Raw genomic sequence first — 20,359 nt, forward strand, 5'->3', positions numbered from 1 at the left:
ACTAATGACCATGATGAATGTAGACCTGCAACAGCTGATCCTGACATTGACGCCCGCAGTCCGTCAGGACCTGGAGCGCTCGGCCGAACGTTGCGTGACGCGAGGTGGCAGGGAGGTCCTGGTGGAAGACCTGCTACTGACCCAGCTGGAACGTCCCAGGGGGCTCTTGATACGAGCCTTGGCCGACGCCGGGATCGAGGCGCAGACGCTGCAAGCAACGCTGCAGCCCAAGGGGCAGGCAAGTGCCACGCGTAATCCGGTGTTCGCCCCGGCCCTCGTGCAGTGGTTGCAACAGGCGTTGATGGTTGCCCATCTGGAGTTGCGCCAGAGCGTCGTGGACCACGGTGCACTGTTACTGGCGTTGTTGCGTCACCCGCTGCAGCACGCGGGTACCGGCTATCACGCGTTGTTGAGCGGTTTGGATGCACAGCGTATACAGGGGTTTGTGCTGGACCAGGGGCCTGACGTCTGCCCGGCAGCAGGCGGCGAGTCACTGCTGGCGCGCTTTACCCATGATCTGACACGCCAGGCCCAGGAAGGGCGTATCGACCCGGTGCTGTGTCGCGAGGGTGAGATCCGCCAACTGATCGACATCCTTATGCGGCGGCGCAAGAACAATCCGATCCTTGTCGGCGAGGCCGGGGTGGGCAAGACCGCGGTTGTCGAAGGCCTTGTCCTGCGCATCGCCAGCTCGCAGGTGCCGGAGCCACTCAAGGGTGTGCGTGTGCTGACCCTGGACATGGCACTGCTGCAAGCCGGTGCCAGCATCAAGGGCGAGTTCGAGCGGCGTCTCAAAGGCGTGATCGACGAAGTGAATGCCGCGCCGACACCGGTGATTCTGTTTATCGACGAGGCGCATACCCTGGTGGGGGCGGGTGCCCAGGCGGGTGCCGGCGATGCCGCCAACCTGCTCAAGCCGGCCCTGGCCCGCGGTGAGTTGCGTACCCTCGCTGCCACCACGTGGTCCGAATACAAGAAATACTTTGAAAAAGACCCTGCCTTGGCGCGGCGTTTCCAGCCTGTGCTGGTTGGCGAGCCCAGCGTTGAACAGGCGACTTCGATCCTGCGCGGGCTGGTCCCGGCCTACGAATCCAGCCATGGCGTGCATATACGTGACGATGCCGTCGTCGCGGCGGCGCAGATGAGCGCCCGCTACCTGGCAGGGCGTCAGTTGCCCGATAAGGCCGTGGATGTGCTGGACACCGCCTGCGCACGTGCGCGAATCAACCAGATAATGGTGCCCGAGGCATTGGAGCGCCTGTGTACCGAGCACGCTGAAGGCTCGCGGCAGCGCGACTCGCTGAATCGAGACAGGGACGCCGGATTGCCAATGGATGAGCCGGCTGCACAAGCATTGGGCCTGCGATTGGCGGCTGTCGAGAGTGAGCGTCAACTTCAGGAGCAGCGCTGGCTGGAACAGCGCGCGTTGGCGGAGCCGTTGCGTGTATGCCCGCGACTGGTGGCACAGGTCATCAGCGCCTGGACCGGCATTCCGGTTGAACAACTGTCCCTTGAGCACAGTGCATCGGTGCTGGGGGTTGCCGATGCGCTGCGGTCGCGCATTCTCGGCCAGGAACCTGCCATACAGGCGCTCGACCGCAACCTGCGCGCGGTGGCTGCCGGACTGAACAAGGCCGATGCGCCGGTCGGTGTGTTTCTGTTGGTAGGCCCAAGTGGTGTAGGCAAGACCGAAACGGCCTTGGCCCTGGGTGATTTGCTGTATGGCGGCGAGCGTTTTGTCACCACCCTCAACATGTCGGAGTTTCAGGAAAAACACGCCCTGTCTCGGCTGATTGGCGCACCTCCCGGTTATGTCGGCTATGGAGAGGGCGGAGTGCTGACGGAAGCCGTGCGCCGGCGCCCCTATTCGGTGGTGCTGCTCGACGAAGTCGAAAAGGCCGACCCGGAGGTGTTGAACCTGTTCTATCAGATCTTCGACAAGGGGCTGGTCAACGATGGCGAAGGCCGGGAAATCGATTTTCGCAATACGCTGATCCTGATGACTTCCAACCTGGGCAGCGATTGCATTATCGACTTATGTGCAGGCGGCCGACGACCTGGCACACAGGTGCTGCAGGACGCAATTCACCCTCTGCTGCGCGACTATTTCAAACCGGCACTGCTCGCCCGGATGCGAGTCGTACCCTATTACCCGTTGATGGGCGCTGTGTTGCATGACCTGGCAAGACTCAAGCTCGACCGTCTTGGGCGAAGGTTGCAGTCACGCAAGCTGGCCTTGAGCTATACGGCCGAACTGGTCACGCATATGGCTGAGCGGTGCGTCCATAGCGACAGCGGAGCGCGGTACATCGACCAATGGATCGAGATCCACCTGTTGCCGCAGATGGTCGATCGACTGCTTGGGGCGGTGGCGATGGGTGAGCCGCTGTCGCGGGCCCACGCCTGCCTGGATGGTGACGGGCTGCCGATCTGTGAGTTCAGCCAATGATGAACGATGTGCTGGCCCCTTTACCCCAGCCCCTGGCCTACGCCGAGACGTTGCTGGCCTGGTTCACCCGAATGGGCATCGAGGGTGACGAGACAACGTTGCCAGGCCTGTGTGTTGCAGCGGCTGCGCAACTGAGTGAATGCGAACTCGGCCAGTTATATTGGCGGGACGAGGACACGGGTCGGCTGGACTTGATTGCCCAGTATTTTCCTGGCGCATTGCCCCTCGGCGAGGGTGCTTGCGGCGCAGACTTTCAGCATCAGCAACTGTTGCGTCACGTGCTCGGCCATCCCAGTATCCTGAGCGTGGATAACCTGGACGACAGTGTGTACGAAAGCGGTTTTCTACCCGCGACAGCTACGCCCTGGCACTCGTTGATATGCCTGCCGCTGTTCGCTCGCCACAAGGCCGTTGCCGGTCTATTGCTGTGCGCCAGCCAGCGGCCGAAACTGCTCCAGGACTACGGACCCTCGTTAAGCCAACTGGCAAGCTTCGCCTTGAGTCAGCTGGCGCTGTTGCGACGTGTGCGTCCGCCGCACAACGGCTCCCAGGCCAGGCCTTGTCTACCCTCGGCGCGTATGACGTATGGGCTGATCGGCAACAGCGCAGCCATGGAAGAAACCTACCGGCTGATCGGCAAGGTGCTGAATGCGCCCTGCACGGTGCTGCTACGCGGGGAGACCGGAACCGGCAAGGAGGTGGTGGCACGGGCCATCCATGCTGCCGGGCCGCGCAGTAGCAAAGCCTTTGTGGTGCAGAACTGTGCGGCCTTTCCCGAGGGGCTGCTGGAGAGCGAGCTATTCGGTTATCGCAGGGGCGCCTTTACAGGCGCCGAACGTAACCATGCGGGGCTATTTGACGCCGCCGATGGCGGCACGTTGCTCCTCGACGAAATCGGCGATATGCCGCTGTCACTCCAGGCCAAGCTGCTGCGGGTGTTGCAGGAAGGCGAGGTTCGCCCGTTGGGAGCCGATGCGGCCCATAAGGTCGATGTGCGAATTATCGCAGCGACCCATCGTGATCTGGCTGCAATGGTGGCGGAGGGCAGTTTTCGCGAGGACCTGTACTACCGACTGGCGCAGTTCCCGATCGAATTGCCGGCCTTGCGCGAGCGCGACGCAGATGTGCTGCTGTTGGCGCGACAGTTCGCACAATCGGCCTGCGCGGCACTGGGGCTCTCGCCGGTGGAATGGTCTGCTGCGGCCTTGGATCAACTCTCGTGCCACCCTTTTCCCGGGAATGTCCGTGAACTCAAATGCCTGGTCGAGCGCGCGGTACTGCTGTGTGACGACGCAGTGGTGCTGCCTGAACACCTGGGCCTGTCGTCCGGGCCGACCACTATTGCCGTCGGCGCGACGTTGCGCCAGCGCCTGGAACGGGTTGAACGGGTATTCCTGATCGACTGCCTGCACAAGAACCGTGGCAACCGGACCCGTACGGCACGCGAGTTGGGGCTAGCACGCCGCACCCTGCTTTACCGCCTTGCACGCTTGAACATCCCTGGCGGCGATGTCCGAGGGGGACGCTGAATGGTGCACGTATGGCTTCCACTCTTCGCCGCCAGCCTTACTTTCATTGGAGATACCTGATGCCACTTCGTACTTGGAAATCCTTGGGGCTTGTCCTGTGCTTGTTGAGCGGCTGCAACGCCAATTACGTTTTTGATGACGCTGACTACCGTCCGCTGGGTGACCCCCAGGCGACACGTCGCAGCGATTGAACAGCGGAGCCTTGTCATGCAACTAGTGTTTGAGGTGTGCAATACCGGAAGCGGTGAGCCTGCATCCTGTAAGACATTCGACGGCGTCGGCGGCGTGATCGGCCGCGGGATCGGCTGTGACTGGGTCATCCCGGACGCGAGTCGCTTGCTCTCCAGTCATCATGGCCTGGTCAGTTACCGGGATGGCCAGTATTTTTTCACCGACATCAGCAGCAATGGCATTGGCGTGTCGGGCAGCGCGGAGCGCTTGTGCAAAGGGCAGGCACGACTGATCAGCGAGGGTGATGTCTACCAACTAGGGCCAGTGGATATCCGTGCACGACTTGTGGCGCCCGGGAGACAAAATGGCCGGCAGGTGTTTTTCGGCAACGATACGATTCCGGATGACGCGTTTTTGGTGCTTGACCCCTTGCGAGCACTCGATAGCGAGCAGGTGCATGGCAGCTCACCCGGGGATCCGGAGGCGCTGAAACTCTCGGCTGCGAGGGCGGCCTGCGCACTGTCCCACTGCCCCCTGGAACGGGATCACCTGATCGTGCCGAGATGGGCCGAGCCAGTAACGGAAGAGGCCTCGACTCAACCCGCCCAGGTGACTGCAGCCAGTCGTGCTCCATTCTGGTCGCAGTTCGCGGACGCGATGGGCGTGCCCCTGGATACGCTTGATACCCAGGCATGCGAAGCCCTGGCGATCAAGGTGGCTGGTCTGTTCAGGCAAACCATCGAAGGGCTGCAGCAGAGTCTGCGTACTCGCGATGAGCTGAACGGCGAGTTGAACCTCGGTTGGACCGTGCCTGCCATTAAGAGTCACAACCCCTTGAAGGATTGCACCGATACCCCGTCTGCCCTGGCCTCACTGTTGGGCCTCGGTGAGCCGGGCCCGCTGCCTGCAGAGGTAGCGGTCGCCCAGGCATTCCGGGAAATGCAAATCCACCAGCTGGCCTTGGTCGTGGCTTGCCGTGCTGCAATACGTGGCGCTGTGGAGGCATTTGCACCAAGCCATCTGTTGCTGTGCTTCGAGCGCCAGGACATGCCGACCAGGTTCTCTACCGATGGAGCCCACTGGCGGGCCTACCAGCGCCATTACCGACACCTTATCGACGAGCAACCCTTGGGCGAGCAGCTGTTGCGTAACCAATTTTCCAAAGCCTACGCGGAGCAGGTGCGCCTGGTCGCCACGCTGCATGCGCCTTATCCGGGATGACTGTCATGTATCGAGCTGCCGTTCTGTCAATGCTGCTTGTACTCGGCCTGCTGACCGGGTGTGCCAGCGTGTCACCGTATTCAACCCTGACCAAGCTGGACCTGGCGTTGAGCGCCAGCGACGGCGTCAACCGCGACCTTCACGGTCGCCCGTCTCCCATCGTGGTGCGCCTGCTGGAGCTGCGGCACGCGGTGGCGTTCGAAAACGCTGATTTCTTCACCCTCTATAGCCGCGCAGAGCAGGCGCTGCCCAAGGACTGGGTCAACAGCGAGGAGTTGGAGCTGCGCCCCGGTGAGCGGCTGGCGCTGAAGCTCAGTGTCGAACCACAGAGTCGTTATGTCGGGGTGGTGGCTGCCTATCGGGACCTGCCCCATGTGCAATGGCGGCTTGTGCTGCCCGTCGCCCGGCAGCGCCTGACGCGTGTCGAGCTGATGCTCGACGAGTCCGGGGTTCGCGTCGTTACCCCTCAAGCCCGGAGGTCGGAGGATAGACATGCAGGTTCATAAAGTCGTGTGGCAGGAGGGCATGCTGCTGCGCCCCCAACACTTGCAGCACAACGACCGTTACTACCACCAGCAACTCAACCGTACCCGTTTGCTGGGCATTGATGGTTGGGGGTTCCTGACCCTTGATGTCGATATGCAGTACCTCAATCTGGGGAAGCTGGTCGTCAACCAGGCCAGCGGTGTATTTCCCGATGGCAGCTTGTTCGAGCTGAGCAGCGTGATGGAGCCACTGGCGTTGCAGGTTCCTGCCCACACCAGTGGGCAAGCCATTTACCTGGCGTTGCCGTTGGCCATCGGCAATCAGGTGGAAGTGCGCCAGCAGGAGCACAGTGATGTGCTGGCGCGCTACGTAAGCTGCGAAGCGGAGATCACTGATTCAAACGCTGGCTTTGATTCCCGTTGCCGGATCAACTGCGCACGCCCGGACCTGCGATTGCTGTTAGGGGAGCAAACCAGTGACACGTTGCAGGTGAAACTCCAGGTTGCCCGGGTGCTGGATTCGACCCGCGAGGGCGGCGTGCGGCTGGACGCGGATTTCGTACCGGCGTTTATCTATGTGCAGGGCTCAGGCTATGTCGCGTCATGTATCAAGGAAGTGCTGAGTCTGCTGGGCACCCGAGGCGATGCGATTGCCGCGAGGATCCGGGGAGGTGGCGGGGCGGAGGGGGCCCAGGTCGGCGATTTCCTGATGCTGCAACTGATCAATCGAACCGAGCTGGTGTTGCGTCACTTCCTGAGTCAGAGCCAGGTACGTCCGGAGGTGTTGTACAGGCAGTTGTTGTCGATCCTCGGCGAGTTGTCGACGTTCGCCACCGACAACAAACGCGCGCAACTGGAGACTCGTTACCAGCATGGTGAGCAGGGGGCGAGTTTTCGTGGGTTGATGGAAGGCATTCGCACCGTGCTGTCGTTGGTGCTGGAACAACACGCCACTGAGCTCCCGTTGGAGCCGCGACAGTATGGTGTGCTGGTCTGTCCGGTGAGTGATCTCAAACTGCTGGGTAGCGCAACATTCATTCTGGCGGCAACTGCCCAATGCGATTCGGAGGAGCTGCGCCACCGCCTTCCGGCGCACTTGAAAATCGGCTCCGTGGAACGCATCCGCGAGCTGGTCAATCTGCATCTGGCCGGCATCAAGGTCAAGCCACTGCCGGTGGCGCCCCGACAGATCCCGTTCCATGCCGGCAAGACCTATTTCATGCTCGAACTCAGTGCCCGTGATATCACGCAGCTGGAACAATCGGGCGGTTTTGCCTTCCACGCCAGTGGCGAGTTTGCCGAACTCAAACTCAATTTCTGGGCCATCAGGAACTGAATGCCATGACAATGGACAGCGAATACCCGCAGGACGAAAAAACTATCCTGCTTGACCTCGATGGTCGCGCGCCCGCAGGGGCGCCGGTGACGGACTTCCCATCGCCACCGCGCTTCGAACGGTTGGAAGACCGGATGATCTACACCGCCAGCCTGCAAGGGGCACAGAGTTTCAAGATCGGGCCCAACATCCTGGTGGCCGCCGCCTGGGAACTCCTGTCGCAGGTCGTTCGACTCAAGCGCAGTTCCGGCCGGGAAAGCTTGCAGGCCCTCAATGACAGGTTGTCGTCGGGGATCACGGCGTTTGAAGCGTATGCCTTGCACCAGGGTGCAGAGGACAGGCAGGTCATGTCGGCGCGCTATGTACTGTGCAGCGTTATTGACGAAGCCGTGGTCACTACCCCGTGGGGCAGTCGCAGTGACTGGTCGAAATCCAGCCTGTTGAGCCGCTTTCACAACGAAACCTTCGGTGGCGAAAAATTCTTCCAACTGCTGGAGCGTTTATCCCGCGACCCCGTCAAGCACCTGGCAATGCTGGAGTTGATGTACCTGTGCCTGTCGCTGGGGTTTGAAGGTAAATACCGCGTCATGGAGCGGGGCGGGCCGCAGTTGGAAGCGGTACGCGATGGCTTGTATCGACAGATCCGGCATGTGCGCGGTGAGCGCCCGCCGATGCCTGTACCCGCTGCCGCAGCACAGGCACCGGGTGCCGGGATGCACATCTTTTCCCCTGCCGGGGTCGTCGTCTTCACGCTCGCCTGTTTGCTGGCCATGTACCTGGGTTTTGCCTGGGCATTGGGCAATGAACGCATGGCGGTGCTGCAACCTTTTCAATCTTTGGCGTCGGATCAGACACGGTCGCCGTTGTAACGCTGGGAGCAATGAATGAACGCATTCTTCAAGGGCGTGGGCACGGCGCTGCGCAAGACTTGGGTCTGGAGCCTGTTTGTGGTGTTCGCCAGCGCGTTGCTGGTGTGGTTTTTCGGGCCATTGCTGGCGGTGGACGACCACCGTTTCTGGCAGGGCGCTCCAGCTCGTCTGTTGACCATAAGCGGGTTATTCCTGCTGTGGGGGTTAGCGATGGTCATGGTCGACTCACGCCGTACCGCACGATTGAATCGGCGCCAGCACCAGGAGCGCCACCAACGCAAGGGGTTGATTGACGAAGAGCGGAGGCAGGTGCGGGGGCGTTTCAAGGAGGCGTTGCACACACTGAAAACCTCCCGTCGTTATGGCGAGCGCAATGAGCGTTGGCGCAACGACTTGCCGTGGTATCTGTTGCTTGGCCAGCAGGGCAGCGGCAGAACCCGTCTGCTGGCCGCCTGCGGATCGCAGTTCCCACTTGATCGGGAGGAAGCGATGGCACCGGGCGCAACCCAATATTTTGATTGGTATCTCGCCGACGAAGCTGTCCTTGTCGAGAGCGCAGGGCGCTACCTGGCCCAACCTGACAGTGCCGTGGATGGGGCCGGTTGGGCGACGTTTCTGGAGCAGCTCAGATTGCGGCGCAGGGCTCGCCCCCTCAATGGCGTGGTGGTGACGCTGGCGGTGGAGACGCTGCTTGGCAGCAATGATCGCGACCTGGACATGCATGCGCGCCACGTGCACACCCGGTTGCAGGACGTACAGCAGATGCTGCATGTGGATGTGCCGATCTATCTGGTATTGACCCAGGCTGACCGGTTGCCGGGCTTTGTCGAGTTCTTCGATGCGTCCCAGGGCGACGGCGCCGAAGCCCTGCTCGGAGAACCTGTGGCAACAGGTCCGGCCGGTACCGCGATCACCCAGGTTCGCGAAGCGTTTGAGGCGTTTCTGCAACGCCTTGGAGCAGAGCTGATTGCGCGTTTGCATCAGGAACGCAATATCGAACGTCGCGGGCTGATGCTCGATTTTCCTCGGCAGGCTGCGCAAATCGGTGAACGTTTGTGCCTGTTTGTGGAGTCTGCGTTCTCCTCTCATCGCTTTCAGCGTATTAACGGATTGCGTGGCTTTTACCTGACGAGTGCGCAGACTGCCGACAGGCGTTCCTACTTCGTCCAGGGCCTGTTCAAGCGGGTGATTTTTGCCGAGGCCAATCTCGCCGGGCTGCAGACTCCGGAACGACAGCGTATCCGTCGACACCAAGGGTTGCTGGCGTTGGCCGCCTCCCTGGTCATTGTCGCGGCGGGGTGGCTGTGGGCACACAGTTATTCGATCAATCACCAGCGGCTGGTGCAACTGGCGCAACTGCTCAAGCCACAGCCGCCCGCGTCACCCGGTCTGGACGATACCCTGGTGCTCCTGCGTCTGCTGGACGACCGCCTGGCTGCGACCCAAGTGTTTCCAGCGTTGGCGGAGGCCCGTGCGGTGGAGCGGGGCGGCTTGTATCAAGGGGAGGCGAGTCGGCCACTGTTGGTCAGTGCCTATGAAGACTTGCTGCACCAGCAGTTGTTGCCGCTGGTATCTACGATGCTTGAAGAACAGGTACGGGCCAGCCTTGGCGACCGCGAGGGGCTTTTGGACATCCTGCGGGCTTACCTGATGCTCAGTCTTCGCGAGCGTCGCGATAAGGTTTGGCTGGCGCAGCGCGTGGCCGTTCATTGGGCTGTGCGCTATGCCGGGGATGCTTCGGTGCAGAAACGATTGAATGCACATTTTGCACGGCTGCTTGAGCGCCCCTTCGCGATGCCCTTGAACGTTGAGCTGCTCGCCGAGGCCCGCCAGGAACTGCGCGGCGAGTCGTTGGCGGGCGTGGTCTATCGGGTGCTGCGTGACCAGGCGCGTGACCTTGAGCCCTTGCGCCTGGCCGAGGGGAGGGGGTTCGCAGCGGTCGAGCAGCCCATCCCCGGCTTCTATACCCGGCGGTATGTGCAGTACTTCGAAAGGCAGGGCTCTCGGCTGGTGAATGCCATTGTTCAGGACAACTGGGTACTTGGGGAGGACGCAGACCTCAGCAGCCTGGATTTGCGCCAGTTGATGCTGGAGCTCGAGCAACGTTATTTCAGTGAGTACGCCGACACCTGGAGCCAAGCCATTGGCCAGGTGCGCCTGCAGGAAAGTGACAGCCTGAGCCAGCATGCTGACGGGCTTGCCAGCCTGGCGTCTGCGCAGTCGCCGTTGGTGCAGCTGTTGCGACAGGTTCGGGAAAACACACGCCTGCTGTCGACCAACGATCCCCTTGAGGATTTCAGCCCGCCCTCCGGCGAGTTCGGGACCAGCGCTTCCAGCGTGCTGCCCAGCCAGCTGCATGGGCAGGCAAAGCCTGATTCTGCCCGGCGTGCACTGCAGCGTCGGTTCGAGCACCTGCATCAATTGCTGGACGCGGATCAGAATCCTGGAGCTGAACTGACGCAGGCGTTGCGGCTGCTCGATGAATGGCATCTGCAACTGGCGGCCCATAACCGCGAAGCTACCCCAGGGCAGGCGGCATTCATGATGGCCAGGCAACGAATGGAAGGGCAGCAGCCATTGCTGGGGAATCTGCGGGATGCTGCCGGGCGCCTGCCGTTGCCGGTCAAGGGGTGGTTTGAAGGCATTGCCGATGACAGTTGGCGGCTGCTGCTCGATGATGCGTATGTGTATATAAATCAGCGTTACCAAAGTGAGGTCTATGGCTTTTACGCCAAGGCGATCCAGCGTCGGTACCCATTCAACCCACGGTCCGAGAGTGATGTTGCCCTTGGCGATTTCCAGGACTTTTTCAAGCCGCGGGGTGGCATGGCGCGCTTTTATGAAAGCTACCTGCGGGCCTTTGTCAGTGCCGAGTCCGGTCGCTATCGTCTACGCGGCCTGGATGGCCGTAGCCTGGCGCTGTCGCGCTCATTGCTGGACCAGCTGACGAAGGCCCAGGTGATTCGCCAGGGGTTTTTTACCGAGGACCAGGGTGAGTGGGCGGTTCGCTTCACGCTGGCGCCCTATAGCCTGGACCAGGCGGTCAGCCGAGCGATCCTGAGCATTGGTGATCAACACCTTGAATACCGCCATGGCCCGATCGTGCCCATGGCTTTCCAGTGGCCAGGCGAGGCGGACGATGGCCGTAGCAGCCTGGTGCTGGAGCGGGGGGCGGAGCGGCCGCTGGGCATGGAAAAAAACGCTGGTCCCTGGTCGTTGTTCCGGTTTTTCGAGCTGATGCAAAGTGAGCCTGGGAGCGGCCGGGGTTCTCGGCTGCTCAAGGCTGAGCTCGCTGGCACGCATGCCACCTTCCTGCTCAACAGCCATCGCAACCCTGGTCCTTTTCAGATGGCGAACTGGCGCACCTTCCGTTTGCCGGAGCAACTGTGAGGCAGGTGCATGCCGATGGGTGCAGCGCCGGGCGAACGGCGCGAGGCAAGACGCGCGCGCGTAATGAGGATGCGTTCCTCGACTGCCCCCGGCGCGGTTGTTGGGCGGTAGCGGACGGAATGGGTGGGCATCTGGCTGGGGATGTGGCCAGCCACTGGGTCATCAGCAGCCTGGCTTCGTTGCCCGACCAGGGCAGCTTTGACGAACGGATCGATGCCATACGATGCTGCTTGCGACGGCTCGACCGTCAAATGGGGCAAGCCACCACGGAACAAGCTGCCGACGGCATCATGGGCAGCACCGTGGTTGCGTTGCTGCTGGAGGGTAATCGCGCAGCCTGCATCTGGGTCGGGGACAGCCGTTGCTATCTTTGGCGGGGACGACGTTTGTACCAACTGTCGCGGGACCATTCCCTGTGGCAGCAACTGATGGACAAGCAGCAATTGAGCCTGGAGCAGGCCCTGGCGCATCCGGATGCCAGGGCCTTGACCCGTGCCATCGGTGGGCGGCAGCCATTGAGCCTGGCGGTGCTGGAGTTCATTACCCAACCTGGGGATGTGTTTTTATTGTGCAGCGATGGTTTGTATCAGGGGCTCAGCCATGGCGAGTTGGGCAGCGCCCTGAGTGTGGGGCCGCCCCGCCAGGTAGTGGATCGGTTGTTTTCCGACGTGCTACGGGGGGCGGCCCAGGATGACCTGACGGCCGTGGTAGTCCAGCCATGAGCGAGGTCGCCGGCCCGCCGAAACTGCTTGCGGGACGCTATCAGCTGGATCGGTTATTGGGCAGCGGTGGCATGGGAGTGGTCTACCGAGCCCGGGATATGCTGCACGAGGCGTTCGGCGAGCCCGACGCGTGGGTGGCACTCAAGTTGTTGAGCGATACGCTTGCCGAATCTTCCGACGGCCATGTATTGCTGTACAGCGAGTTCGCCCTGACCCGGAGCCTGCGGCATGATCAAGTGGTCAGAACGTACGCTTTCGAGGTCGATACTCCGCGTCAGGTGGCGTTCTTCACCATGGAACTGCTGCAGGGCAGGACCCTTGACCGCATCCTCTCGGAGTGCCCGGATGGATTGCCGTGGCGGGAGTTGCAACCCATCGCCCTGCAACTGTTGGATGCACTGGCTTATGCCCACAGGCGGGGCGTTCTCCATGGCGATGTGAAACCGGCCAATATCATGCTGGGCGAGCAGGGAGTGCGGCTGTTCGATTTCGGCCTGGGCCATGCCGAGGCGGAGCAGGCTGCGGGGCTGCCCACTTTGAGTCGCAGTCGCTTTAAGGCTTGGACGCCCGGGTATGCGGCGCCGGAACTGGTGGCCGGGGGGAACATCTCCGCCAGGGCCGACTTGTATGGCGCCGCCTGCGTAATCTATGAGCTCGCCCAGGGACGGCGCCCCGGCGAGCATCAGTCGGATCAGCCATTGTCCAGGCCTCGGCAATTACCTCGGCGGTGCTGGCCGGCATTGCGTTCTGCGCTGGCCCTGGACCCTGAGTGCCGAACCATTGCCGTCGAGGAGTTGGGCGAAGCGATGAATAGACGACGGCGCTACTGGTTTGTGTAGTGGGGGTGTCAATCAGCCAAATCATGCAGTTGGCAGTATTCGGTCCAACTCAAGCCGGCCATCTGGGCAACTTCCTTGTGTACTTCCAGGCGCCGCGCCTCGAAGTCAGCAGGGGATTGGCTGGTCAGCCTGAGGGTCAGCTCCCAGGCAAACAAACCCAGGCGTTCTGCTTCCGCCTCGAAGGCTTCATGCAGCCGTTCGGCGCGGTACTGTGCCAGGGTTTCACCCTTGGCCTGAGCGGCCAGTGGGTTCAGGGTGTTCAGTTCGGCAGCCACATCGGGATGTTCGTTCAGGAATCGATCCAGCGCGAGCTGGTGGTTATCGCCGGGAGGTGACAAGGGCGTGCTCCAAATCAGGTGGGACCAGGCCTCGGTTTCTGGCCCGGGGCAAGCCGTGTGTGCACAAGCAACACGGATAACGGGTATTGAAGCAGATTCCAGGACCGGTCCAGACCAGAAAATTAAACTATTGGAGATACCCGGCTTTGACTGTCACTCATTGCTGGAAATTCACCGATACCCATGGCAAAGGACTTTCGCTCCCGGTGCCAGGACGTGTAGCGTTAGCCCCGGTGCTTCCGACCCTGCTTTCCAAGGGCAGCGGGCGATGGGCAGAGGGATGGGTCATGGCGCAAACGCTGTTCAAACTTTTCTTTACCCAGCGCCTGGCCGCTTTGGCCAGTGCCGATTCGTTGCGAGCGATCCGCGAAGGGCTGCTGTGGATCTTGCCGTGCCTGCTGGTGTCTGCGGCCTTTCTGATCCTGTCCGAATGCGCTCGGGTGTTGGGCTGCAGCCCGCAGGTGGTGAGCTTCCTGGCGGGGTTGCACAATCAGATCAGTTCGGTGATCCCGTGTCTGGTGGCCGCCTCCATTGGCTACATGCTGGCGATCCAGCACCGCCTGCCGCAATTGCCGGTGGCGTTCCTTTGCCTGGCCCATGTGGTCTTGGCGACGTTTATCCTGCGGGAATATCCCCGGGCATCGGCCACCTTCCTGCTTTTTATTGCTATTGCCTCGCCGCTGCTGAATGTACCGGCCTTGGCCTGGCTGCACCGTTTTCGCTGGACGCGCCTGGTTAATGAAGACATGGTGGGGTACAACCTGCGAGGCACGATCAATATGGTAGTGCCAGGGGCTATTACCGCCCTGGCGCTGGTGGCTGCGCTGTCCTTGTTGTTACAGATACCCTATGTGGCGCAGCTGCAGGGCCCCCAGGTGCTCGATGCGCTGGAGTCGCCCTACGGGAGCGGTTTGTTTGTCACCCTGATGAACTCGCTGTTGTGGTTTTTCGGGGTTCACGGCGTCTATGCCATGCAACCGCTGTTTGATGTGCTGGACCAGGCCGTGGTGCTCAACGGCGCCGCGTTGGCAGCGGGCGAGCCAATCAGGTATGTGCTGAACGGCGGCCTGTTGGGCAGCTTTGCCTTTATCGGTGGTTCGGGCGGTGCGTTGTGTTTGTTGATCGCAATCCTGCTGTTTTCCAAGAGCCAGTCCATGCGCCTGGTGGCCGTGGCGAGTTTGCCGCTCTCGCTGTTCAACGTCAGTGAAGTCCTGCTGTTCGGCCTGCCGATCATCCTCAACCCGCGTCTGTTCATTCCGTTTCTGCTGGTGCCTGCGTTGAACGCAATGGTGGCGCTTACCGTGGTGCAACTGGGCTGGGTATCCCCGGCGGTGGCCAGCGTCCCGTTTACCGCACCGGTGTTGCTCAATGCCTACCTGAGTACTCATGGCGACCTGGCGGCCGTCGCGCTGCAAGTGACGCTCCTGGGCCTGGGCACGCTGGTGTATGCACCCTATGTGCGCGCGATTCATCGCCAGGCTGCCGAAGGTGGCACGGTGTACCTCAAGTCCCTGGACATGACCTTCCGCGGCCTGGAAGAAAAAGGCCGGCTGCGCGAACTGGACCCGGTCCTGGCTTCCCACAAGGCGCTGGCGCGCCAGGCCAATGAACTGAATCGCATCCAGCAGATCAGCGATTATGAGTTCTACCTTGAATACCAGCCCCAGGTCTCGACCCGCACCGGGCTGTGTACTGGCTGCGAAGCGCTGATGCGCGCCCGCGATGCCCAGGGTACGGTGCATTCACCGTGGGAGTTCCTGCAATGGCTGGCCCAGGCGCGGTTGATGCCGGACGTGGATATGTGGGTGGCATCCCAGGCGATTCGCCAGTACCAGAAATGGCAGAAACTCGGCTTTACCCTGCCGATGACCATCAATATTTCCAGCGCCACCCTGACCGACGCCGCCCACGGCGAGCGCCTGGTGGAGATCCTCGCCCAGGCCCATGGCCAGGTATCGGTGGAGATCACCGAAGACGCGCTGGTCAGCGATATCCCTGCCACGCGCCAGAACATCCAGAAACTGCAGGGCATCGGCGCCAAGGTCTATATCGATGATTTCGGCACCGGGTTTTCGGCCTTGAGTTACCTGCACCAGTTCCCGGTGGACTTCATCAAGATCGATCGCAGTTTCGTGGTGGCGCAGCACGATCCCAAGGGCGCCCAGGTCCTGACCGGCATGCTGCGTTTCTGCGAAGCGCTGAACCTGGGCGTGGTGGTGGAGGGCGTGGAGACCGCCGAGCAGTTGGCCTTCTTGAACACCGGCGCCGAGCTGATTATCCAGGGCTGGTATTTCAGCAAGGCGTTGCCCGGAGATCAGTTGGAGGGCTTTGTGCGCCAGCGTGCGGCCATGGCGCAGGTCTAGTAGCCGCGCTGGGTCTGTTCGATCTCCTCGACCAAGCGATCGATACCCGCCAGGCGTGCACGGTTGTCGTGATCCCAGGGGTGAAAGCCGGGTTTGAAGTAGTGCAACCACGGCCTCAGCATGCGTGGGAAGACGCCCTTGGGGCCATAAAGAAATTTCAACATGCGCCAGAAGCCTTTGAGGTGCCCACCCGCCTTGCGGTCGGCAATCAACAGACGCACATGAAAATCCAGCACCACCAGCCAGAAAAACACCGTGGTGGTCAGCATGGTCCCGGTGCGCAGCAGGTAACGCTTGGGCCCGGGTTTGATCACCGTGTTCCATACGTCGAAGGCCACGGCCTTGTGTTCGGTCTCTTCCAGAGCGTGCCAATACCACATCTGCTGATAGCCCTTGAGTGAGTCGCCAAAGCGCGACGGGTCGCTCAGCAGGATCTCCGCGAGCATCGCCGTATAGTGCTCAAGGGCAATGGTGATCGCCAGGTTGAACGACGGTGCGAAGTGTTTCTTCTGCAGATCGAGAATGAATTTAAGCCGACGGTCCAGGGTGTGCGCCGGAAGCCCGGCTGCTTGCATCAGGTCGTTATAGGCCACATGTTCGCGGCTGTGCATGGCCTCCTGGCCGATAAATCCCTGGATCTGTTTCTTTAGCGCCGGGTCGTCGATGCGTTGGCGGTAGTGGCGCACGCTGTCCATGAAGAACAGCTCGCCCTGGGGGAACAGCAGCGACAAGGCATTGAAGAAATGCGTGATGAATGGACCCTGTTCGTGCCAGTCGGTGATGCGTTCGGCGGGCAGGGCAAAATGGAGGTCGCGGCGGATTGGCAACATTATTCGTGCTCCTGTTCAGAGACGGGGCTCGTCGTTGGTTTCAAACACTGGTCTGCGTTGTTTGGGGGCCATGCGCTTGCTGGCCAGCACCACCAGCGCTTGATAGGCCGCCGGCAGGCAACGGGCGAGCAGGTCGAGGAAATACGCGTCGCGGCCAATCAGCACGCGACGCTTGTTGTTGCGCACGCCTTGCAGGATCACCTTGGCGGCCTGGTCGGCATCGGTGATGAAGAGTTTTTCGAAGTCGGCGCGGGCCTGCTGTTCGCTGTGGATCAGGAAACCGGTCATGTTCGCGTCGATGCGGCTGCTGCGGCAGATATCGGTGCGGATGCCGCCGGGGTGCACGCAGGTGGCCGAGACGCCGCAGCGTTGCAGGTCCAGCTCCTGGCGCAGGGCTTCGGTAAAGCCGCGCACGGCGAATTTGGTCGCGTTGTAACCGCTCATGCCGGGCTGGGCAAACAGGCCGAATACGCTGGACGTGTTGATCACATGGCCGTCGCCGCTGGCCTTGAGGTGCGGCAGGAACGCCTTGGTGCCGTGGACCACGCCCCAGAAGTTGATGCCGACGATCCATTCCAGATCGGCGTAGTCCACGCCCTCGACCGTACTCGACAGGGCCACGCCGGCATTGTTGAACACCAGGTTGACCTGGCCATGCTCGGCCACGCAGCGCGCCGCCCAAGCCTCCATGGCCTGGCGGTCGGACACATCCAGCACCTGGGTGGTAATCGTCACCGGCGCCAGGGTTGAGGTCTTGATCAGTGCCAGGGTCTGCTCCAGGCCCTGGGCGTTTTTGTCCGCCAGTGCCAGGTGGCAACCTTCGCGCGCGAGTGCCAGGGCCAATGCGCGGCCCATGCCGGATGCCGCGCCGGTAATCGCCGCCACGCGGCCGTTGAATGACTTCATGAGAGGCTGCCTTCTGCGGTGGAGTGGGGCGCCGTGGCCGGGCGGGTAGGAACAGTGAGGGGCAACAGGTCGACCGCATAGTCCTTGAGTGCGAACTGCCGGGTGACCCGCTTGAAGCGCCATGTCGAAGCGGGCCACAGGGTGGTGTTCTTGCCGGTACGTGGGTCCAGGTACCAGCTCTGGCAACCGCCGGTGTTCCAGATAGTGCGCTTGAGTTGGTCTTGCAATTGACGGTTGTAGGCCTGTTCCACCGTCGGTTTGACGTCCACCGTGGCGATGCGATGGCGCTGCATCTGCCTGAGCGCGTCGAGGATGTAGGTCACCTGCGCCTCGATCATCAGGATCATCGAGTTATGGCCCAGGCCGGTGTTGGGCCCGATGATCAGAAACAGGTTGGGATAGCCCGGCACCGTGGTGCCCTTATAGGCGTGTGCACCGTCGCGCCAGGTGTCCATCAGGTCCACACCGTCGCGACCGATGATGCAGCCCCGGGGCAGCGGGTCGGTGGCCTGGAAGCCGGTGCCGAAAATCAGGCAGTCGGCCGGGTGCTTGATACCGTCGGCGGTGATCACACCGTCGGCTTCGATGCGCAGGATTTTGTCGGTCACCACCTCGACATTGCTGCGCGACAGCGCCGGGTAGTAGTCATTGGAGATCAGCACACGCTTGCAGCCGATGGTGTAGTCCGGCGTCAGGGCCTTGCGCAGGGAAGGGCGCGCCACTTGTTTGCGAAGGTGGCGCAGGGCGACTTTCTGCACCATTTTCATCAGCCGTGGGTGCAGCGCAAAGCCCAGCACACGGCCTTCCAGTGCCCAGTAGAAGGCGCCACGCACCAGACGCTGGGTAACAGGCAGGTGCCTGAACAGCCAGCGTTCGAACGCTGAAATCCCGCGGTCGGGCTTGGGCATGATCCACGGTGGCGTGCGCTGGAACAGATCCAGGTGCGCCACCTGCGGCGCAATCTGCGGCACGAACTGGATGGCACTGGCCCCCGTGCCGATCACCGCCACGCGCTTGCCCTTCAAGGCGTATGCGTGATCCCACTGCTGGGAGTGGAAGCGCTTGCCCTTGAAGGTGTCCAGCCCCGGAATCTCCGGCAGCGCCGGGCGTGCCAGGGCGCCCATGCCCGACACCAGCACCCGCGCACTGACGTGGCGGCCATCGCTGAAACTCAACTGCCAGCGTTGTAGCTGTTCATCGAACACCGCGCGCTTCAGGCCCATGCCGAAACGCAGGTAGGGCGCCAATCCGAAGCGCACCGCGCAGTGTTCCAGGTAGGCGCGGATTTCCGCTTGCGGCGCGAACTGTCGAGTCCAGTCCGGGTTGGGTGCAAAGGAAAACGAATACACGTGGGACTGCACATCGCAGGCGCAACCTGGGTAATGGTTGTCCCGCCAGGTGCCGCCGAGGGTGTCGGCCTGCTCGGCGATAAAGAAGTCGGTGAACCCCGCTTCCTTGAGTTTGATGGCCATGCACAGGCCGGCAAAACCCGAACCGATGATGGCGATGTCGATGGAATCACTGTGGGCATTCATAGGCGGTCCTTCATGGGCATCGGATGTGCTCCTGTTTTTTGTTGTGTCTTTTAGATAGAACACCATTGCAAAGAAAAATTGAATTAATTATTTTAAAAAAGATTTTAAATAATCTACCTGAAAATAGCGCCTACGCTAGGACCTTGTGCCTTATGTGCGACTTGTCCGACGGACGAGCGTGGTACGCACGCCGTTCAGGTCCAGGGTGTGGACGTTGGCCGAGGCCTTGATCAATTCCGGTCAGGTCGCCGGTCACAGGGAAGCCGAGGACGAGCTATGGCTGTGCAATGGGTGACTGCTGCAGGTGTGCTGGTGGGGGCAAGTGCGGTGCTATGGGGTTTCAGCGCCTGGATGACACGGCGCATCGAAGCCGCTGTTCCAATCAACGGGCGCTTCGTGGAGGTGGATGGCGAGCGCTTTCATTATGTGGAAGAGGGCAAGGGCCCACCGCTGGTGATGATTCACGGGCTGATGGGCAGCAGTCGCAACCTGACCTATGCCTTGTCCGGCCAGCTGCGTGAGCACTTTCGGGTGATCACCCTCGACCGTCCCGGGTCGGGGTATTCCACGCGGCATAAAGGTACCGCTGCGGACTTGCCGGCCCAGGCGCGGCAAGTCGCGGCCTTCATCAACCAGCTTGGCCTGGACAAACCCCTGGTGCTCGGGCATTCCCTCGGCGGCGCGATTTCCCTGGCCCTGGCCCTCGATCATCCTCAGGCTGTATCGGGCCTGGTGTTGGTGGCACCGTTGACCCATCCCCAACCCAGGTTGCCGCTGGTGTTCTGGTCGCTGGCGGTGCGACCGGCCTGGTTGCGACGCTTTGTGGCCAATACCCTCACCGTGCCCATGGGCCTGTTGACTCGACGTTCGGTGGTCAAGGGCGTGTTTGCGCCGGACGCCGCTCCCGAGGACTTCGCCACCCGGGGCGGCGGCTTGCTGGGGATGCGCCCCGACAACTTTTACGCTGCCTCCAGCGAGATTGCGCTGGTCAACGACTGCCTGCCCGGGATGGTCAAGCGCTATCCCCAACTGACCCTGCCCATCGGCCTGATCTATGGCACGCGGGACAAGGTGCTGGACTTTCGCCGGCATGGCCAGGCCCTCGCCGATAAAGTGCCCGGCCTCAAGCTGCAAGTGGTGGAAGGGCGTGGCCACATGCTGCCGATCACCGCCACGGCGCGGGTGGTCGAGGCCGTGCTGCACGTGGCCAAGCGCGTGCGCCCGGTGGAAACGGCCACGGTCCTGCATCCGCCCTTTGCCTTGGCGAACAAATAATCGTGGCCCTCATTGTCGGGTCGAACGTCGCAAATGCCTGCCCTAGAGACCTGACCAAACAGCTGAAAAACAGACTGTCCAGTCACGTAAAAAAGGCCTCG

The 20,359-nt window shown here is 61.8% G+C and carries 16 protein-coding genes; 12 read left to right on the forward strand and 4 right to left on the reverse strand.

Annotated features, from left to right (window positions below; genetic code table 11):
* The first annotated feature begins 10 nt into the window (after nucleotides 1-10).
* Genes BLQ09_RS11510 through BLQ09_RS11555 form a run of 10 tightly spaced genes read left to right on the forward strand, consistent with a single transcriptional unit; the run spans nucleotide 11 to nucleotide 13,011 of the window.
* Entirely contained in the window at nucleotides 11-2,449 is a 2,439-nt protein-coding gene (locus tag BLQ09_RS11510) for an AAA family ATPase (protein WP_092356771.1), read from the forward strand.
* The gene (locus tag BLQ09_RS11515) at nucleotides 2,446-3,978 is read left to right on the forward strand and encodes a sigma-54 interaction domain-containing protein (RefSeq protein ID WP_092356774.1); all 1,533 of its coding nucleotides are present in this window, start codon (nucleotides 2,446-2,448) and stop codon (nucleotides 3,976-3,978) included. The genes BLQ09_RS11510 and BLQ09_RS11515 overlap by 4 nt, the downstream gene beginning before the upstream one ends.
* Nucleotides 3,979-4,037: 59 nt before the next feature.
* A complete protein-coding gene (locus BLQ09_RS31510) occupies nucleotides 4,038-4,169 on the forward strand; it encodes a type VI secretion protein (protein ID WP_081744502.1) in 132 nt (43 codons plus the stop codon).
* 16 nt (nucleotides 4,170-4,185) lie between these two features.
* On the forward strand, nucleotides 4,186-5,370 hold the full coding sequence (gene tagH / locus BLQ09_RS11525; protein WP_092356777.1) for a type VI secretion system-associated FHA domain protein TagH: 1,185 nt from the start codon (nucleotides 4,186-4,188) through the stop codon (nucleotides 5,368-5,370).
* A 5-nt stretch (nucleotides 5,371-5,375) separates the two neighbouring features.
* A complete protein-coding gene (gene tssJ, locus BLQ09_RS11530) occupies nucleotides 5,376-5,876 on the forward strand; it encodes a type VI secretion system lipoprotein TssJ (RefSeq protein ID WP_027608605.1) in 501 nt (166 codons plus the stop codon).
* On the forward strand, nucleotides 5,863-7,191 hold the full coding sequence (gene tssK / locus BLQ09_RS11535; protein WP_092356780.1) for a type VI secretion system baseplate subunit TssK: 1,329 nt from the start codon (nucleotides 5,863-5,865) through the stop codon (nucleotides 7,189-7,191). Before tssJ ends, tssK begins: the two co-directional genes overlap by 14 nt.
* A 5-nt stretch (nucleotides 7,192-7,196) precedes the next feature.
* Nucleotides 7,197-8,060 carry a type IVB secretion system protein IcmH/DotU gene (gene icmH, locus BLQ09_RS11540; RefSeq protein WP_092356783.1) on the forward strand — a complete coding sequence of 288 codons (864 nt, stop codon included), beginning with the start codon at nucleotides 7,197-7,199 and terminating at the stop codon, nucleotides 8,058-8,060.
* 15 nt (nucleotides 8,061-8,075) lie between these two features.
* A complete protein-coding gene (gene tssM / locus BLQ09_RS11545) occupies nucleotides 8,076-11,450 on the forward strand; it encodes a type VI secretion system membrane subunit TssM (protein WP_027608602.1) in 3,375 nt (1,124 codons plus the stop codon).
* A 5-nt stretch (nucleotides 11,451-11,455) separates the two neighbouring features.
* Nucleotides 11,456-12,172 (forward strand): PP2C family protein-serine/threonine phosphatase, encoded by a 717-nt coding sequence (locus BLQ09_RS11550; RefSeq protein WP_092357246.1) that lies wholly within the window; start codon nucleotides 11,456-11,458, stop codon nucleotides 12,170-12,172.
* Nucleotides 12,169-13,011: a serine/threonine-protein kinase gene (locus BLQ09_RS11555; RefSeq protein WP_092356785.1), complete on the forward strand. Its 843-nt coding sequence runs from the start codon at nucleotides 12,169-12,171 to the stop codon at nucleotides 13,009-13,011. The genes BLQ09_RS11550 and BLQ09_RS11555 overlap by 4 nt, the downstream gene beginning before the upstream one ends.
* Before the next feature lie 8 nt (nucleotides 13,012-13,019).
* Here BLQ09_RS11555 and BLQ09_RS11560 read toward each other — a convergent pair whose 3' ends face one another.
* Nucleotides 13,020-13,349 carry a DUF6388 family protein gene (locus tag BLQ09_RS11560; protein WP_027608599.1) on the reverse strand — a complete coding sequence of 110 codons (330 nt, stop codon included), beginning with the start codon at nucleotides 13,347-13,349 and terminating at the stop codon, nucleotides 13,020-13,022.
* 287 nt (nucleotides 13,350-13,636) lie between these two features.
* Here BLQ09_RS11560 and BLQ09_RS11565 point away from each other — a divergent pair, with 287 nt between their 5' ends.
* Complete coding sequence (locus BLQ09_RS11565) at nucleotides 13,637-15,712, forward strand: EAL domain-containing protein (protein WP_092356788.1); 2,076 nt, start codon at nucleotides 13,637-13,639, stop codon at nucleotides 15,710-15,712.
* Here BLQ09_RS11565 and BLQ09_RS11570 read toward each other — a convergent pair.
* Genes BLQ09_RS11570 through BLQ09_RS11580 form a run of 3 tightly spaced genes read right to left on the reverse strand, consistent with a single transcriptional unit; the run spans nucleotide 15,709 to nucleotide 18,983 of the window.
* Nucleotides 15,709-16,542, reverse strand: a complete 834-nt coding sequence (locus BLQ09_RS11570) for a metal-dependent hydrolase (protein WP_092356791.1) — start codon at nucleotides 16,540-16,542, stop codon at nucleotides 15,709-15,711. The genes BLQ09_RS11565 and BLQ09_RS11570 overlap by 4 nt on opposite strands.
* Nucleotides 16,543-16,557: 15 nt before the next feature.
* Nucleotides 16,558-17,448, reverse strand: a complete 891-nt coding sequence (locus BLQ09_RS11575; RefSeq protein ID WP_027608596.1) for an SDR family NAD(P)-dependent oxidoreductase — start codon at nucleotides 17,446-17,448, stop codon at nucleotides 16,558-16,560.
* Nucleotides 17,445-18,983 carry a flavin-containing monooxygenase gene (locus BLQ09_RS11580; protein WP_092356794.1) on the reverse strand — a complete coding sequence of 513 codons (1,539 nt, stop codon included), beginning with the start codon at nucleotides 18,981-18,983 and terminating at the stop codon, nucleotides 17,445-17,447. The genes BLQ09_RS11575 and BLQ09_RS11580 overlap by 4 nt, the downstream gene beginning before the upstream one ends.
* A 276-nt stretch (nucleotides 18,984-19,259) precedes the next feature.
* On the opposite strand from BLQ09_RS11580, the gene BLQ09_RS11585 reads away from it, so the two are divergent.
* A complete protein-coding gene (locus tag BLQ09_RS11585) occupies nucleotides 19,260-20,258 on the forward strand; it encodes an alpha/beta fold hydrolase (RefSeq protein ID WP_092356797.1) in 999 nt (332 codons plus the stop codon).
* The last annotated feature ends 101 nt before the right edge of the window (nucleotides 20,259-20,359 follow it).

Source organism: Pseudomonas sp. NFACC25 (assembly GCF_900100935.1).
Taxonomy (GTDB): Bacteria; Pseudomonadota; Gammaproteobacteria; order Pseudomonadales; family Pseudomonadaceae; genus Aquipseudomonas; species Aquipseudomonas marginalis.

Bases quoted from the DNA above. Each gene is read 5' to 3' on its own strand.
- icmH (WP_092356783.1), top strand. From the start codon at position 7,197: ATGACAATGGACAGCGAATACCCGCAGGACGAAAAAACTATCCTGCTT.
- BLQ09_RS11515 (WP_092356774.1), top strand. From the start codon at position 2,446: ATGATGAACGATGTGCTGGCCCCTTTACCCCAGCCCCTGGCCTACGCC.
- BLQ09_RS11580 (WP_092356794.1), bottom strand. From the start codon at position 18,983: ATGAATGCCCACAGTGATTCCATCGACATCGCCATCATCGGTTCGGGT.
- BLQ09_RS11555 (WP_092356785.1), top strand. From the start codon at position 12,169: ATGAGCGAGGTCGCCGGCCCGCCGAAACTGCTTGCGGGACGCTATCAG.
- BLQ09_RS11585 (WP_092356797.1), top strand. From the start codon at position 19,260: ATGGCTGTGCAATGGGTGACTGCTGCAGGTGTGCTGGTGGGGGCAAGT.
- tssK (WP_092356780.1), top strand. From the start codon at position 5,863: ATGCAGGTTCATAAAGTCGTGTGGCAGGAGGGCATGCTGCTGCGCCCC.
- BLQ09_RS31510 (WP_081744502.1), top strand. From the start codon at position 4,038: ATGCCACTTCGTACTTGGAAATCCTTGGGGCTTGTCCTGTGCTTGTTG.
- BLQ09_RS11510 (WP_092356771.1), top strand. From the start codon at position 11: ATGATGAATGTAGACCTGCAACAGCTGATCCTGACATTGACGCCCGCA.
- tssJ (WP_027608605.1), top strand. From the start codon at position 5,376: ATGTATCGAGCTGCCGTTCTGTCAATGCTGCTTGTACTCGGCCTGCTG.
- BLQ09_RS11570 (WP_092356791.1), bottom strand. From the start codon at position 16,542: ATGTTGCCAATCCGCCGCGACCTCCATTTTGCCCTGCCCGCCGAACGC.
- tagH (WP_092356777.1), top strand. From the start codon at position 4,186: ATGCAACTAGTGTTTGAGGTGTGCAATACCGGAAGCGGTGAGCCTGCA.
- BLQ09_RS11575 (WP_027608596.1), bottom strand. From the start codon at position 17,448: ATGAAGTCATTCAACGGCCGCGTGGCGGCGATTACCGGCGCGGCATCC.
- BLQ09_RS11565 (WP_092356788.1), top strand. From the start codon at position 13,637: ATGGCGCAAACGCTGTTCAAACTTTTCTTTACCCAGCGCCTGGCCGCT.
- tssM (WP_027608602.1), top strand. From the start codon at position 8,076: ATGAACGCATTCTTCAAGGGCGTGGGCACGGCGCTGCGCAAGACTTGG.